This window comes from Martelella alba (assembly GCF_006516955.1).
GTDB lineage: Bacteria > Pseudomonadota > Alphaproteobacteria > Rhizobiales > Rhizobiaceae > Martelella > Martelella alba.
On sequence record NZ_VHLG01000002.1, the window covers coordinates 375,777 to 390,864 of the forward strand.

Below are 15,088 nucleotides of genomic sequence, written 5' to 3' on the forward strand. Positions count from 1 at the left end.
CCAGAAATGAAACTCATTGATTTTCTCAATCAAGCCGTCAGCCCCTATCACACGGTCACGACGGCAATTGCGCTGCTGGAGACGGCCGGTTTCGAGCGGCTCATCCCGGAAGCTCCGGCAAAGCCCGGCAAGCATTACACCGTTATCGGTGGCAAGACGCTTTTTGCCTGGATTGCGCCGGAACAGGCCGATGCCTTTCACATCGTCTCTGCGCATACGGATTTCCCCTCGCTCAGGGTCAAGACCGAGCCCTATATCAGCAGGCTTGGCAGCCACTTCCTGGCCATCCACCCCTATGACGGGCCCAATCTTGCCCGCTGGATGGATCGTGACCTGAAGCTTGCCGGACGGATCTATGTCAGCGACAAGGGCCGCGTCAGGCCGAAAATGATAGCACCTGACCTTGGCTTTCGCACGATCGGATTGCCGACGCATATGTCACCGGGCGGTGATGCGATCAACGCGCAGACCGATCTGCATGCCTTTTTCGGTACCGGCAAGGCGCTGAGCCCTGAAACATTTTGGGAAATGCTGACCGGCGACGACAACGGCCAGCCGCTGGAGCATGATCTCTATCTGCATGAGGCTGCAGGCGCATCCCATTTTGGCGTTGATGACGGCTTTGTCAGTTCCGGCCGGCTCGACAATCTGATTTCCTGCTTCTCCGCGCTTTCAGCCCTTGCCGGGACAAAATCGGCAACAGGCAACACTATCCCCATGGTGGCGCTGTTCGACGCCGAAGAGATCGGCAGCGGCACCTGGCTTGGCGCGAAGTCGCCATTGCTTGAGAACCTGCTGAAGAAGCTCGGCGGCGATGATGTCACCGCCATGATCGGCCGTTCCGCTCAGATCTCGCTCGACGTCGCCCATGCGGTGCATCCGCTGACGCCGGAACTGTTCGACAGCCAGAAATCGCCGATGATGGCTGGCGGGCCGGTTTGCAAATATGGGATTCGCGGAAATTATGCCTATTCCGCCAATCTGATGGCCCAGATCCGGCTGCTGGCCAGCCAGATCGACTGCCCTCTGCAGCAATTCACCTATCGGGCCGACCGCGGACAGGGCGGCTCACTGGGGCCGCATTCCTCCACCGCCCTTTCGATCCGCACCATTGATCTCGGAGCGCCGATCTTCGCCATGCATTCGATCCGCGAAGTCTGTGCCGAAGCCGACGTGACCGCGACGACGGGGCTGATTTCCGCCTTTCTCGCCGCATCTGCCTTTTTCACGGGCTATGACGACGACTGATCAGCAGGCCCGCGGTAGAAACGGCCGAGCAGAAGCGGCGTCAGATACATCGGGATCTGATAGCAGGCGATGAACAGATAAAGCGGCGCCATGATCGTCGCCGGCAGGGCTGCGAGAAACAGCATATTGTTGCGGTTGCCGGCGGAAATCGCATGGGCGGCCGCGCCATTGCGGCCAATGCCGCTCTTCATCTGGAAGATATAGGCGGCAATCTGCAGGCCGAAATTGAACAGAAACGCCGCCGCCAGCGGTGCCAGCAGCTGCATGGGTTCTTCGCGCATCGTCGTGCCGAACGCCGCCATCAGCCCGATGACGGCAAAGGCCATGGCAAAGGCGGAAAGACCGTCAACCGCAATCACATCCCGCTCGCTCAAGACCGGTTTACAGAAATGGCGGAGCGCAAAGGCAAGCCCTGCCGCAGAACCGATGATGACAAGCAGGCGCAATGACGAAAACACCACCGCTGACGGCGCACCAAAGAGCGGCCAGAAGAAAAAGGCCGGGAGAACGGTGAGCGGCAGAAGCGCCGTGCCGACAATCAGAAGCCGGAGCGACGGCGCCGGATCATGACCGGCCATCAGCGTCAGATTCGGGCTGCCGGAAATCGGTGAAGCGGCAGCGGCCAGCACCACGGCATTGGCAAGCGGGCCGGAAAAGCCGCAAAGCCGGAAACCAAGCGCCAGCAGACAGGGCAACGCCACCTGAAACAGAATGACAATGGAGACCGTCGTTTTCAGCCCCGAAAGCCTGCCGATGGCCGCTGAGGGGCCGATGCGGAAGGCGGCGAGAAACAGCATCACCGCCACGACCTCAGGAATATAAGCCTGCAGCGTCGCGGCAAGCGGCGGCAGGGCGATGCCGACGACAAGCCCCGCCACAAGCACGATGCGTCCCTGCCGGGCAAGAAAGGCGAGACAGGGAAAAATCAGGGCCATGGCTTATCCTGCGGGCGGCTTTGACCTTGAGCAGACGGGCTCAAAGTCCGATCTCGCGCATATGAGATGGCAGCCAGGTCGCCAGATCCGGAAAGGCGATCAGGATAAACACCATCACCACCATGATCATGAACATCGGAAAGGCCGCCTTGGCGATGAAATTCATCTGGTGCCCGGTCATCCCCTGCATGACAAAGAGATTGAAGCCGATCGGCGGGGTGATCTGCGCCATTTCCACGACCACCACGACGAAAATACCGAACCAGATGAAATCAATCCCCGCCTGACGGATCATCGGCTCCACCACGGCCATGGTCAGCACAACGGAGGAAATGCCATCCAGAAAGCAGCCGAGCACGATGTAGAATACCAGAAGCGCCATCAGCAATTCGAACCGGCTCAGATGCAATGAATTGATCCAGGCGGCCAGCGCCCGTGGCAGGCCGGTAAAGCCCATGGAGAGCGACAGAAAGGCAGCACCAGCCAGAATGAGCGCAATCATGGCTGAAGTCCGCGTCGCCCCCAGCAGGCTGTCGATCAGCGACTGGCGCGTCAGCGAGCCCTGCACCGCAGCCAGTACCATGGCGCCGATAACACCGAAAGCGGCGGCCTCCGTTGCCGTGGCAAAGCCGAGATACATCGAGCCGATGACCACCAGAATAAGGGTCATGACCGGAATGAGGAACCGCGACTGTTTCACCTTTTCAGCAAAGGTCATGCGGGGCTCCGGTTCTGGCCGATAGTTTTTCGACAGTTTGGAGATGATGCCGATATAGCCCATGAACAGCGCGGCCAGGACCAGCCCCGGAACAATGCCCGCCATAAAGAGCTTGGTGATCGATTCATTGATCGTCACGCCATAGACGATCAGGGTCAGCGATGGCGGGATCATCAGGCCGAGCGTCGCCGCCCCCGCCAGCGTGCCGATCACCAGATGTTCGGGATAGTTGCGACGCCTGAGCTCCGGCACCGACATCTTGCCGACCGTCATCAGCGTCGCGGCAGACGAGCCGGAAACGGCAGCAAAGACGGTACAGCCGACGACATTGGTATGCAAAAGCCCGCCCGGAAGCCTGGCCATCCAGGGTGAAAGCCCCTTGAACATGTCCTCGGACAATCGCGTTCGATAGAGGATTTCGCCCATCCAGATGAACAGCGGCAGCGCCGTCAGCGTCCAGGAGGAGGAGGATCGCCAGATGATCGTCATCATGGCATCGCCGACGGGACGCGAGGTGAAGAGCTCCATGCCGAACCAGGCGACGCCGAGTAGCGCCAGCCCGACCCAGACCCCGGAACCAAGAAGAATGAAGAGGACGAAAAGAAAGACGCCGATGGGAAGAAGTTCGCTGGCCATGATTATTCCGCCTGCTCCTGATCTTCCGGGTTTTCCGCGATATTGGACTGGCCGGTCAGGATGAGGGTCACCAGATTGTCAACAAAGGCGAGCGCCAGAAGCACCGCGCCGACCGCAACGGGAAGCTGGACATACCAGAGCAAGGTCGCATCCTGTCCCTGGCTGATATCATGCAGCTTGCGCGACCAGTAGACGAGCTTGACCGCGTACCATGCCATATAGGTTGATGCCGCTGCAGCGATGGCAAGGCACCAGAATTCGCCGAGGAAGCGAAACCGCCCAAGCGCCGTCAAAAACAGGTTCACCCGGATATGGGTGCCGTGATTGAGCGCATAGGCAAAGGCGAGAAAGGATGAGGCCGCCATCAGATAGCCGGCATATTCCGCGCCGCCCGGAAAGATCAGCGCCGACCAGCGCGCCACCATCTGCGCGACGATGACGCCCAGCATGGCGACGAGACAGGCAGAAGCCAGATAGCCGGCAAGATGATAAAGACCATCCAGCCCTCTGCGGATTGGATTATTGGGTGAAATTTCGAGCATGCCTTACCCCCGACAGATCGGACAACGCCCCGGCGCGCAACAAGCGCACCGGGTTCTGTGATGGGGTGTCAGTTTGCCTTGTAGGCGTCGATGATCGCCTTGCCCTGATCGCCAGCGCTGGAAAGCCACTCGGTGGTCATGACCCCGCCATAGCCTTCCAGATCGGTTTTCAGCTGTTCGCTCGGCGCGGCAACGGTCATGCCGTTTTCAGCCAAGGTCTTCAGATAGCCTTCTGTCAGCGACTTGGCGGTATCCTCGCCGCGGGTTGCAGCTTCCGCACCGCAATCCATGATCGCCTTCTGGCCGGCTTCATCAAGACCGTCGAACATATCCTTGTTGACGAAGATGACATTGCGCGGCAGCCAGGCCTGAACATCATAGAAATGATCAAGGCTTTCCCAGACCTTGCTGTCGACCCCGGTCGAACCGGAGGAAATGAAGCTTTCGGCAACACCGGTCGCCAGTGCCTGCGACAGCTCTGCTGCCTCGATCTGCACCGGAACCATACCGGCAAGCTCGGCAATGCGGGCGGTTGCCGCATTATAGGCGCGGAACTTGATGCCCTTCAGGTCAGCGGCAGAATTGATCTCTTTCTTGGTATAGAGACCCTGCGGCGGCCACGGAACCGAATAGACATAGACAAGGTTCTGCTCGGCAAGCGCTGCCTTGATGTCATCAATACCGGCCGCCCAGAGCTTGTCGGAAGCATCAAAAGAGGTTGCCAGGAACGGAATGGAATCGAGGCCGAAAAGCGGATTTTCATTGGCATGGGCCGACAGAAGCCGTTCGCCGATCGGCGCCTGCCCGGTCTGGACGGCGCGCTTGATGTCGTTACCGGCAAACAGTGAACCGTTCGGATGAACGACGATTTCCACCGCGCCATCGGTTGCAGAGGTCACGCATTCGGCAAATTTGGTGCCATTTTCAGTGTGATAATTGCTGGCGGGATAGGCCATCGGCATATCCCAGGTTTCGGCATTGGCGGCAGTTGCGGCACCAAGGCCAAGAGCTGTTGCGGCCAGAAGGCCCATCATCGTCTTCATGTTCAAGTTCCCCTTTTTTAATTATTGGCCGCCTCATCTTAAGCGAAGCGTGCCGGATCATAACGGCCAAGGTCATGATTAACCTTTTGTCCCGTCAGAATTTGCGTCAGCAGCCTTCCTGTCTTCGGGCCGCCCGTCAAGCCAATATGATGATGACCGAAGGCGAGCCAGGCACCTTTTTTCTTCGGAACCGCCCCGATCAGCGGAATACTATCGGCAGGCGCTGGCCTGTGGCCCATCCATTCGGTCTTCTCCTTGAAGGTCAGACCCGGAATGGCGGCGCGGATATTATCCATCAAAAGCCGGAACGGCGCTTCAGAGGGCGGAGCGTCAAGACCGCCGAACTCGACAATGCCGGCCAGCCGCAAACGGCCCTCCATCGGTGAGATCACGAATTTGCCGCCCGCATGCATCACCGGCGAGCGCGGCATGATATTGGGCTCCCAAAGCTCGATATGATAACCGCGCTCGCTTTCAAGCGGCACCTTGAGACCGAGCTTTGCCGCAAGCGGCTTCGACCAGGCCCCGGTCGCAATCACCACATCGTCGAAAGACAGCGTTTCACCGCCAGCCCGAACGCCGGTAACCGCGCCGTTCTCGACCGTAAAATCGCTGACCTCCGCCTTCAAGATCTTAGCCCCTTGCGTCTCGGCATGGGCAGCAAGCGCTTTCACATAGGCACCTGGATCGATAATCATGCCATGATCGGGCACGCGAGCGGCAAAGCCGCAATCGGCGGAGAAAACCGGGTCATAGGCCGTAAACCTGTCGCCCTCCAGCTCATCCCAATGGATGCCATGCGCCTTGCGGATACCCCAGCCGAAATTGTCGCCTTCAAAATGGGCACGGTCACGATAGACAAAGACATAGTCGGACGGCCGGATGTAACGCTCGGCTGGCGTGCCGGCGGCAAGCGCCTGATGCTCGGTCAGGCTATCACCGACAATGCCGTGAATGGCGGTCGCGATCCGTTCCACATCCCGCGCATTGGCATGAGACATGTAGCGAAGCAGCCAGGGCGCCAGTTTCGGCAGATAGGACCATTTGAGAAACAGCGGCTGGCCGGGGTCAAACAGCATGCCCGGCGCCTTCTTCATCAGTCCCGGCACCGTCACCGGCACGATCGAGGCCGAGGCCAGCACGCCGCCATTACCATAGCTGGTGCCCTCGCCCGGCCCCAGCCGGTCGATCAGCGTGACCCTGTGACCGGCACGCTGCAGCCAGATAGCGCTCGAGACGCCGACAATCCCCGCTCCGACAATGCCGATATGTCTCTTCTTTTCGTTCATCTATGCAACCCACTCACTGACCGGCGCAGCTGCTTCATGCAGCGGCTGGGCAATCACATCAATCAATGTCGGGCCGTCAAATGCAAGCGCTTCCTTAAGCACAGGCTCCAGCATTTCCGGATCTTCAACGCGGAAAGCCTTGATGCCGAAGGCGCTGGCAACCGCCGCATGGTCCGTCCGGCCGAAATCGACATTATAGAAACGCTTGCCGAAACCGGAATTCTGCCCGGCCTTGATCCAGCCGAAGGTGGCGTTGGAAAAGACGATCGCCGTGATCGGCATGCGGTAGCGCGTCAGCGTTTCCAGTTCGCCGCAGGAAAAGCCGAAGGAACCATCTCCCATCACGGCCACTGTCTTGACATCCGGCCGGCCCGCATGCGCGCCGATCGAGGCGGCCAGCGCATAGCCGAGCGCCCCGTGGGCGCGGTTGGTGATGAAATGCCGCCCAGCGTCACGCCAGCGGTAGTGCGCCGAAAAATAGGGACAGGGCGTGCCGGGATCAGCGCAGATGATCGCATCATCATCCAGCAGCCGCTGCAATGTGGCGATCACCCGTTCCGGGCGGATCGGCCGTTCAGAAGAGGCTGCGAGCGGCTCAAAGGCGGCAAGCTTGCCAGCCCAGGCTTCAACCGCGCGCGCCTGGCCGCCGAAAGACAGCGCCGGCTTGCGCGCTGCCACGGCATCACCAAGCGCATCCAGCGCCAGCTTCGCATCGGCGACGATCGCCACCTCTGTCTGATAATTGGCGCCGATCACCTGCGGATCACTGTCGATATGGATGACACGGACCGATGTCTTCGGCGAACGCCAGCGCTCGGTGGTAACCGATCCCGCCCGGCAGCCGATGAAGATCACCAGATCGGCCGCATCCACGACGGCGCGGGTGGCAGCGACACCGCCATTGGAGCCAACGACACCAACGGCCAGCGGATCGGTTTCGGCAATCGTGCCCTGACCGGAAACGGTCGTGGCAACCGGCAGGTCGAGCATGCGGGCAAGGCGCAGAAGGGCAGCCTCGGCACCCGCGATCACCGGCCCGCCGCCAGCAATCACCAGGGCGGATTTCGCCGAAAGCAGAGCATCCGCAGCCGCTTCAATCGCCGCCGGATCGGGGCCGGAGGGTTCCGCCGGGAAATGGGCATGGCGCGGATCGGCCCAGATCTCGGCCGGATCGGTCTCGCCCTTCTGGGTATCGAAGGGCAGCGCGATATGGGCCGAGCCGGGCTTGCCCGTGGTCATGGCCCTGAAGGCGGCGCGCATCATCGCCGGAACCTTGGCCGGATCGTCAATCGAACCATTCCATTTGGTCAGCGGACGCATCAGCGCCACCTGGTCGAGCTCGGTCAGCGGATAGCGCCCGCGTGCCGTGGTCGAAACATCGGTGGTAATGGCCAGAACCGGGATCGAACTTTCATTCGCCTCCACAAGGCCCGGCAGAATATAGGTCGCACCGCCGCCCGACGGCCCCTCGCAAATGCCGGGCTTACCGGTAACACGGGCATAGGCATCAGCCATATAGGCGGCATGACGCTCATCGCGCGTCAGGAAATGGCGGATGCCGTGATCGAGCCTCGCCAGCGCATCATAAAAGGGCAGCGTCGTGTCCCCACAAAGCCCGAACATATCGGTCACGCCATGGGCCTTGAGCATGTGAACCATGGCTTCCGCTCCGCTCATGCGGTTCGGCAATGTGGTATCTGACATCGGTGTTTTCCTGCACTTGTTTCTGTACGCTGAACTGTATACAGTTTTGCATGTTGATGGTTTTGCAGACTTGTGTCAAGGAAGGCCTTGATCTGTTTCTAAGGAGATCCCGTTGAGCGAAACCCGTGTCGAAGCGCTTTACACACGCGTCAAGGAAATGACCGTGAACTTCAAGCTTCGCCCCGGTGAACGCGTCAACGAGGTTGCGCTTGCCCGCACGCTGAGTGCCAGCCGCACACCACTGCGCGAGGCGCTGAACCGGCTGGTCGCCGAGCGGCTGCTTGATTTTTCCCCCGGCAAGGGCTTTTTCTGCCGCAGCCTTGATGCCCAGTCGATCTTCGATCTTTACGAGCTGCGCGCAATCCTGGAGGAATCGGCCGTGCGCCTTGCCTGCCGCCGGGCGAGCGACGAGGATCTGGCGGCGCTGCGCGCCGGCGCTTTCGAGAATGGTCTGGTCTATGAGGACCGCACGATTGGTGAGGCAAGTGCTGCCGACGAGGCCTTCCACATGGCTGTGGCGACGCTTTCGGGCAATGCGGAACTCTGCCGCGAACTCGACCATATCAATGACCGCATCCGTTTCATCCGCTGGGTCGACATGGCCGCCGCCGTAGTCCGCACCAAAGGTGAGCACCGGCTGATCATGGAGGCGCTGGAGCGGCGCGACGCTGACAGTGCGGCGCGCACCATGCGCAGCCACGTGGTCAAGCGCATGGATCAGATCGTTGCCTCGGTGCGTGAAGGCTATTCAAATATCTATGTTGCCGGCCCGGAAGAACTGACCGAACGCCGGCTTGAACCGGGAGACGGATCATCATGAAGGCAAAGGGCGGCAAGGCGGTCTATGGCGCGTCTGTCGGGATTTTGATGCTGGAGGCGCAGTTTCCGCGTATTCCGGGCGATATGGGCAATGCTCTGACCTGGCCCTTCCCTGTGCATTACAAGGTGGTGCGCTCGGCAACGCCGGAACGCGTGGTGCTGCAGGGCGCGGAGGGCCTGCTCGATGTCTTTATCGAGGCCGCCCGCGAACTGGTCGCCGATGGCGTCGATGGCATCACCACCAATTGCGGGTTTCTGTCGCTGTTCCAGGCCGAACTGGCCGCTGCCGTACCCGTACCGGTCGCGACCTCGTCACTGATGCAGGTTTCCCTCGTCAACCGGCTTCTGGCGCCGGGAAAGCGCGCTGGCATTCTCACCGTCTCCGGCTCGACGCTGACGGAACAGCATCTGGCGCTCGCAGGCGTTCCCGAAGGCACGCCGATCGGCACCACCGAAGGGCTTCGAGAATTCACCCGCGTGCTGATGAAAAACGAACTGGAGCTGGATGTCGATCTGGCGCGTCAGGACAATATCGAGGCGGCGACAAGGCTGGTATCCGATAATCCGGATCTCGGAGCCATCGTGCTCGAATGCACCAATATGATCCCCTATGCCGCCGATATTGCCGCAACAACCGGCCTGCCGGTCTTTTCCATTGAGACCTTCGTGCGCTGGTTCCAGGCCGCGCTCGTGCCGCGTCGCTATGGCTGAGGCCAAATGAAAACGGCCGGTGGTCCCCCTCCGGCCGTCCAGATGTCATTCACTGAAGAGCAATCACGCAACCGCGCGCGGCTTGACCAGATTGCGCTCGACCAGAAGCTCTGCGATCTGGACTGCATTCAGCGCAGCGCCCTTGCGAAGGTTGTCGGAGACAACCCACATGACCAGACCGTTTTCAACCGTCGCATCTTCGCGGATTCGCGAAATATAGGTGGCATCTTCGCCAGCGCATTCGACCGGGGTGATGTAACCGCCATCCTCATGCTTGTCGATGACGAGGCAACCGGGTGCCTCCCGCAGAATATCGCGGGCCTGATCGGCGGTGATCTCGTTTTCAAATTCCATGTTGACGGCTTCGGAGTGGCCGATGAAGACCGGAACGCGCACGGCGGTGCAGGTCACCTTGATCTTCGGATCAAGCATCTTCTTGGTTTCGGCCAGAACCTTCCATTCTTCCTTGGTATAGCCGTCTTCCATGAAGACATCGATATGCGGTATCACGTTGAAGGCAATGCGCTTGGTGAACTTCTTGTTCTCGATCGGATCGGCAACGAAGACGGCACGGGTCTGGTTGAAAAGCTCGTCCATGCCATCCTTGCCGGCACCGGAAACCGACTGATAGGTCGAGACGACGATGCGCTTGATCTTGGCAAAATCATGCAGCGGCTTCAGCGCAACAACCAGCTGGGCGGTCGAGCAGTTCGGATTGGCGATGATATTGCGTTTGGTAAAGCCGGAAATCGCATCCGGATTGACCTCCGGCACGATCAGCGGAACATCGGCGTCATAGCGCCAGGCCGACGAGTTGTCGATAACGACGCAGCCCTGGGCGCCAATCTTCGGCGACCACTTCTGCGAGACCGAGCCACCGGCAGACATCAGGCAGATATCGGTATCGGAGAAATCATAGTTCTCAAGGTTGGAGACACGAAGCGTCTTGTCGCCGAAGGACACTTCCGTGCCGACCGAACGGCTGGAGGCCAGCGCGACAACTTCATCGGCCGGAAAACCGCGCTCAGCCAGAATGGCGAGCATTTCGCGTCCGACATTGCCGGTGGCACCGGCGACTGCAATCTTGAAACCCATGGCTAACAGCTCTCTTTCAGTCTCTCCTCGCTGGGGCTGGAGCGAAAGGCGCTGGTTTAGCGGCCTTTCAGTCCCCGGCCGGACCGGGGAGAGAGCGGCGTGGCCAGAGACGATCAGACGGTTTTCGTCGTCGTTTTGGCCGTTTTTGTGCAAAAAGCGGAAACAGGGAAGTCACACCCGGCATATTCTGCCTGGCTCATCCGTTCACCGATGATAAAATTCACCTGAAACATGGGACGCTTCCTCTGACAGGAGGCTAATGGCCCCTTTGCGCGCCCAAGTCAAGATACGTTTTGACTGACCGTGAAGACGCAGGGCGAGATAGATTGAACCTCAGGATCCGCAGGCCCGGTCGCGGCACAGGGAAACCACCATCGTTGAGCCTGAACAACAAGCGCCGGCGGGCAAATAAAATTGCCACCGCATAGGAAAACCATCCGCCATAGGCCAGACCCGCAACAACATCACTCGGATAGTGCGCACCGACAATCACCCGACCAACCGCAAGCCATGCAGCCGCGATGAAGAAAGCCAGCCGGTAACGCGGCAGGAAAAAGGAAAGGGCTGCAAAGAAAGCGCCGACCGTCGTCGCATGGCCGGAGGGAAAACTGGCGAAATGGGCATTGAAGGAAAAGGGCTCGAAACTGAAAATGCCATGATGGATGAATTCTGAAGGCCGTGCCCGGCCGATGACCCGCTTGATCAGATTGACCGTGATGCCCGATCCGACAATGGTGATGAGGAAAAACACCGCAGACTGTGCCAAAATCAGCGCTTGCGCCCTTGGCCGTCGCCTCACAGCCAGCCGCCACGCCACCAGAGCCAGGAGCAGGGCGGCAAGAGCGCCGACGATGATCCAGGCAGAATTGCCGAAACCGGACGCGAACGCGCCATAAATCAGCACCACCGGAGACAGGTCCTGCCGCGAAAGGCCAAGCGGCTCATCGAAAACAGCAAAGGCCAGCAATATACTCGCCAGCGTCGAAAACAGATAACCACGCCAGCTTATCCTGATATCCACACATCTGGATTGCGCTAGCTTTCCGCTGTTCCGGAATATTTTCAGCATCGAACATTCCCGACTGAAGCCTCAACCGTCTTCTGGCACAATTTTGTAACAACAGATTGAAGTTACAGCAATTTATGCTTGCTGCCATAATATTCTGACAATTAATAGGTGTCATTTCAATGTGGCAGGCAGTGCCGGCGCAGGACCGGCCGGCCCGATCTGTCTGGCGTAAAGACAAGGCGGTATCGTGAAAACAGAAGCGCCATGCAAAAGGCGACCCAGGCGCCGAAAACAAGACCTGCAGCGACATCGCTTGGATAATGCGCCCCGGCAGCGATGCGGGCGAAGCCGAAAAACAGGGCGAAGCTGACGAATAGCGGCCGATAGCGCGGCGCAAGCATGGACATCGCCATGAAGAAAGCGCCAGCCGCCGTGGAATGGCCCGACGGGAAGCTTTGATGCGCGTAGGACATAAGGCCACCGCCGAAATGGAAAAAGCCGAGACTGTCAAAAAGCTCCGGCCGCGCCCGCCCGATCAGCCGCTTGATGATGTTGGCTGCAAACGCAGCGCTTGCCAGCGCGGCAAAGACATAGAGCGCCTGCTGCCCCAGCAGCAAAGCCGTAACCCGCTGCCTTCGGGGGCCGCCCCCTGCACTGGCGGCAAGGGCCCGGCAGGCAAAGACAAGCGAGACACTCAGAACCCACATGGAAGTCGACAGATCGGTGAGCGCGACAGCAAGCTGGCGGAAGGCAGGCAGGATACCGTCGGCAGCCATGACCACCGGCTGGTCGAGCACGGCAAGGCACAGCACCACCAGGGTTGCACCTGGCAACAAAAATTCCGGCCAGCATGTTGCGGCAAACCTGATCCGCCGTTGCGGGCCTGGCATGAACCGGCCAGACCGCACGACCGGACGGCCGGGCGGAAAAGCGGGGCGATCGGACATCGACATAGCCTTCAAAATAGATCGGCCGGGGCATTTATAAAGCCCCGGCCGCAACGCTTTTGAAAAAATAGCCGATCAGCCCTTCAGCTTGGCCGCAAAGGCCTTCAGCACGGCCTCACCCATTTCCACGGTGTTCACCCGCTTGCAGCCTTCCGCCATGATATCGCCGGTGCGGTAGCCATCTTCCAGCACGGAAGCGATCGCCGCTTCCAGCGCCTCGGCCTCGGTGATCATGTTGAAGGAATAGCGCATGCACATGGCGAAGGAGGCGATCATGGCCAGCGGATTGGCGATGCCCATGCCGGCAATATCAGGTGCGGAGCCATGCACCGGCTCATACATGGCCTTGCGCTTGCCAGTCGTTGCATCCGGTGCACCGAGTGATGCAGATGGCAGCATGCCGAGCGAACCGGTCAGCATGGCGGCGACATCGGACAGGATATCACCGAACAGATTGTCGGTGACGATGACGTCGAACTGCTTCGGCGCACGCACCAGCTGCATACCGCCAGCATCAGCCAGCATATGCGAGAGCTGAACATCCTTGAATTTTTCATCATGAACACGGGTCACGATCTGGTTCCAGAACAGGCCAGACTTCATGACATTGCGCTTTTCCATCGAGACGACGCGATTATCGCGTGTGCGGGCAAGCTCGAAGGCGACGGCGGCAATACGCTCGATCTCATAGGTATCATAGACCTGCGTATCGATCGCCCGCTGCTGACCATTGTCGAGGTCGATGATTTCCTTCGGCTCACCGAAATAGACGCCGCCGGTCAGTTCGCGGACGATCAGAATATCGAGGCCTTCAACCAGTTCGGGTTTCAGCGAGGAAGAGGCGGCCAATGCCGGATAGCAGATGGCGGGGCGCAGATTGGCAAATAGCTGCATGTCCTTGCGCAGGCGCAAAAGCCCGGCCTCGGGGCGAACGTCATACGGAACGCCATCCCATTTCGGTCCGCCGACAGCAGCCAGGATCACCGCATCGGCGGCCATTGCGCGGGCCATGTCATCATCGGAGATCGCAACACCATGCGCATCATAGGCCGAGCCGCCGACAAGGCCGGTTTCGGTGACAAAGCCGGCACCGGTTTCGCGGTTCAGAAAATCGATGATCTTGACGAGTTCGGCGGTAATTTCCGGGCCGATGCCGTCACCGGGCAGAAGGAAAAGCGAGCGATTGGTCATAGGCACCTCCCGATAGCAATAATGGGCCTCCGGCGGCGCCCGCCGGTGGCGTGCTGAATTGTTGTTCTGAAAAGCCGCCGGGGATAAGCCGCACGGCCTGTCATGGCTGGGTTCTAGACTGCACGGGGACCCAATTCAAGCCGATGCGGGCCGCTTCGGTACGCCTGCGCGTGATTCCGATCGTGAAATCGCACTGCAACGCTAATTCGACCGCCCACGACGCAAAAGCTGAACAAGGGTCAGTTTCTCCGGCCGGAGGTAATCCGACCCGCGTTTCTGCGGTGCCTCTCCATATCTCACATGAGCGATTTTAGGTTTTCCGCACGCAGTTAAGCTAGCCCGTTTGAACGCGACCGGTCAAATGATGAAGCCTGTACACAGTGCTGGAGATGGTGGCCGAACCGCTGGTTGTCATACTCTCATCCGCGGATTTGTAACCACCTGACCATATTCGATGCGGGCTTGCCCCTCTGTAGGAACGGATGCCTGTCCCAATCTATGTCGAGAGTTCCCTATCCTTGGCGGACATCTCCGGCATGCTGCACAGGCATGATGGATTGTTTTACGCTCGTGCTTTCCTGGCCGCCCGGCTCAAGGCTTTGGCAGACGAAAACGCCAAGCTCAAACGCCTTCTCGCCGATACGATGCTCGACAATGTCGTGCTGAAGGACCTCCCGGGAGACAACTGACGACATTGAGCAAGCAGCGAGATGCAGCGCTGCGTGCGATGCCGGATCACAACATCTCGCAATGCCGCGCCTTCAGGCTTGTCAGTGTCGACCCGAAGACCGTCCGGCGACAACGCCCGCCGGACTGCCCGGAAGTCCGTAAGGAGATGAAGGATATCGCCGATGTTCGTCGCCGCTTTGGTTATCGCCGGATCGGCGTCCTGCTTGAGCGCAAGGATATGATCATGAATCACAAGAAGCTCTATCGGCTCTATCGTGAAGAGGGGCTGTCGGCAAAAGGTGGGCGTGGACGCAAAAGCGCACGTGGCTCACCTTCACCGATGCCGCACATGCCAACGCCCGCTGGACACTCGATTTTCTGTCGGACAGCTTCGGCAGGTCCCGCCAATTCCGCGCGCTGGCGGTGATTGACGATTGCTGCCGGGAAAGCCTGTGCCTGTTGCCGATACCAGCATTTCTGGTGCGCGCGTCGCCCCGGAAGCTTGATACACTGGTTCGTCTTTATAGAAAGG

Annotated in this window: 13 protein-coding genes and 1 pseudogene; 4 read left to right on the forward strand and 10 right to left on the reverse strand. The window is 59.7% G+C overall.

The genetic code is table 11. The annotated features are described in order from the left end of the window. The first annotated feature begins 6 nt into the window (after positions 1–6). Positions 7–1,248 carry a zinc-binding metallopeptidase family protein gene (locus tag FJU08_RS05225; protein WP_181409753.1) on the forward strand — a complete coding sequence of 414 codons (1,242 nt, stop codon included), beginning with the start codon at positions 7–9 and terminating at the stop codon, positions 1,246–1,248. Here FJU08_RS05225 and FJU08_RS05230 read toward each other — a convergent pair. The 6 genes from FJU08_RS05230 to FJU08_RS05255 all read right to left on the reverse strand — a co-directional run bounded on the left by FJU08_RS05230 (position 1,233) and on the right by FJU08_RS05255 (position 8,115). Next, positions 1,233–2,183, reverse strand: coding sequence for a hypothetical protein (locus FJU08_RS05230; protein ID WP_141147913.1), 951 nt, complete (start codon positions 2,181–2,183; stop codon positions 1,233–1,235). The genes FJU08_RS05225 and FJU08_RS05230 overlap by 16 nt on opposite strands. Positions 2,184–2,223: 40 nt before the next feature. Further along, complete coding sequence (locus tag FJU08_RS05235) at positions 2,224–3,537, reverse strand: TRAP transporter large permease (RefSeq protein ID WP_141147914.1); 1,314 nt, start codon at positions 3,535–3,537, stop codon at positions 2,224–2,226. Between the two features lie 2 nt (positions 3,538–3,539). Further along, the gene (locus tag FJU08_RS05240) at positions 3,540–4,079 is read right to left on the reverse strand and encodes a TRAP transporter small permease (protein ID WP_141147915.1); all 540 of its coding nucleotides are present in this window, start codon (positions 4,077–4,079) and stop codon (positions 3,540–3,542) included. A gap of 68 nt (positions 4,080–4,147) precedes the next feature. Further along, a complete protein-coding gene (locus tag FJU08_RS05245; protein WP_141147916.1) occupies positions 4,148–5,122 on the reverse strand; it encodes a TRAP transporter substrate-binding protein in 975 nt (324 codons plus the stop codon). A 38-nt stretch (positions 5,123–5,160) separates the two neighbouring features. After that, positions 5,161–6,411 carry an NAD(P)/FAD-dependent oxidoreductase gene (locus FJU08_RS05250; RefSeq protein WP_141147917.1) on the reverse strand — a complete coding sequence of 417 codons (1,251 nt, stop codon included), beginning with the start codon at positions 6,409–6,411 and terminating at the stop codon, positions 5,161–5,163. Further along, positions 6,412–8,115, reverse strand: a complete 1,704-nt coding sequence (locus tag FJU08_RS05255; RefSeq protein WP_141147918.1) for a thiamine pyrophosphate-binding protein — start codon at positions 8,113–8,115, stop codon at positions 6,412–6,414. A 112-nt stretch (positions 8,116–8,227) separates the two neighbouring features. On the opposite strand from FJU08_RS05255, the gene FJU08_RS05260 reads away from it, so the two are divergent. Then, positions 8,228–8,935 (forward strand): GntR family transcriptional regulator, encoded by a 708-nt coding sequence (locus tag FJU08_RS05260; protein ID WP_141147919.1) that lies wholly within the window; start codon positions 8,228–8,230, stop codon positions 8,933–8,935. After that, a complete protein-coding gene (locus FJU08_RS05265; RefSeq protein ID WP_141147920.1) occupies positions 8,932–9,645 on the forward strand; it encodes an aspartate/glutamate racemase family protein in 714 nt (237 codons plus the stop codon). The genes FJU08_RS05260 and FJU08_RS05265 overlap by 4 nt, the downstream gene beginning before the upstream one ends. A gap of 63 nt (positions 9,646–9,708) precedes the next feature. Here FJU08_RS05265 and FJU08_RS05270 read toward each other — a convergent pair whose 3' ends face one another. The 4 genes from FJU08_RS05270 to leuB all read right to left on the reverse strand — a co-directional run bounded on the left by FJU08_RS05270 (position 9,709) and on the right by leuB (position 13,887). Further along, positions 9,709–10,740, reverse strand: a complete 1,032-nt coding sequence (locus FJU08_RS05270; protein WP_141147921.1) for an aspartate-semialdehyde dehydrogenase — start codon at positions 10,738–10,740, stop codon at positions 9,709–9,711. 256 nt (positions 10,741–10,996) lie between these two features. Then, the gene (locus FJU08_RS05275; RefSeq protein WP_181409754.1) at positions 10,997–11,761 is read right to left on the reverse strand and encodes a phosphatase PAP2 family protein; all 765 of its coding nucleotides are present in this window, start codon (positions 11,759–11,761) and stop codon (positions 10,997–10,999) included. A 164-nt stretch (positions 11,762–11,925) separates the two neighbouring features. Next, the gene (locus tag FJU08_RS05280) at positions 11,926–12,582 is read right to left on the reverse strand and encodes a phosphatase PAP2 family protein (protein ID WP_181409755.1); all 657 of its coding nucleotides are present in this window, start codon (positions 12,580–12,582) and stop codon (positions 11,926–11,928) included. A gap of 189 nt (positions 12,583–12,771) precedes the next feature. Beyond that, the gene (leuB, locus tag FJU08_RS05285) at positions 12,772–13,887 is read right to left on the reverse strand and encodes a 3-isopropylmalate dehydrogenase (protein ID WP_141147924.1); all 1,116 of its coding nucleotides are present in this window, start codon (positions 13,885–13,887) and stop codon (positions 12,772–12,774) included. A 581-nt stretch (positions 13,888–14,468) separates the two neighbouring features. Here leuB and FJU08_RS05290 point away from each other — a divergent pair. Beyond that, positions 14,469–15,087: pseudogene (locus tag FJU08_RS05290) on the forward strand (IS3 family transposase); the annotation flags it as partial. Position 15,088 lies beyond the last annotated feature (1 nt).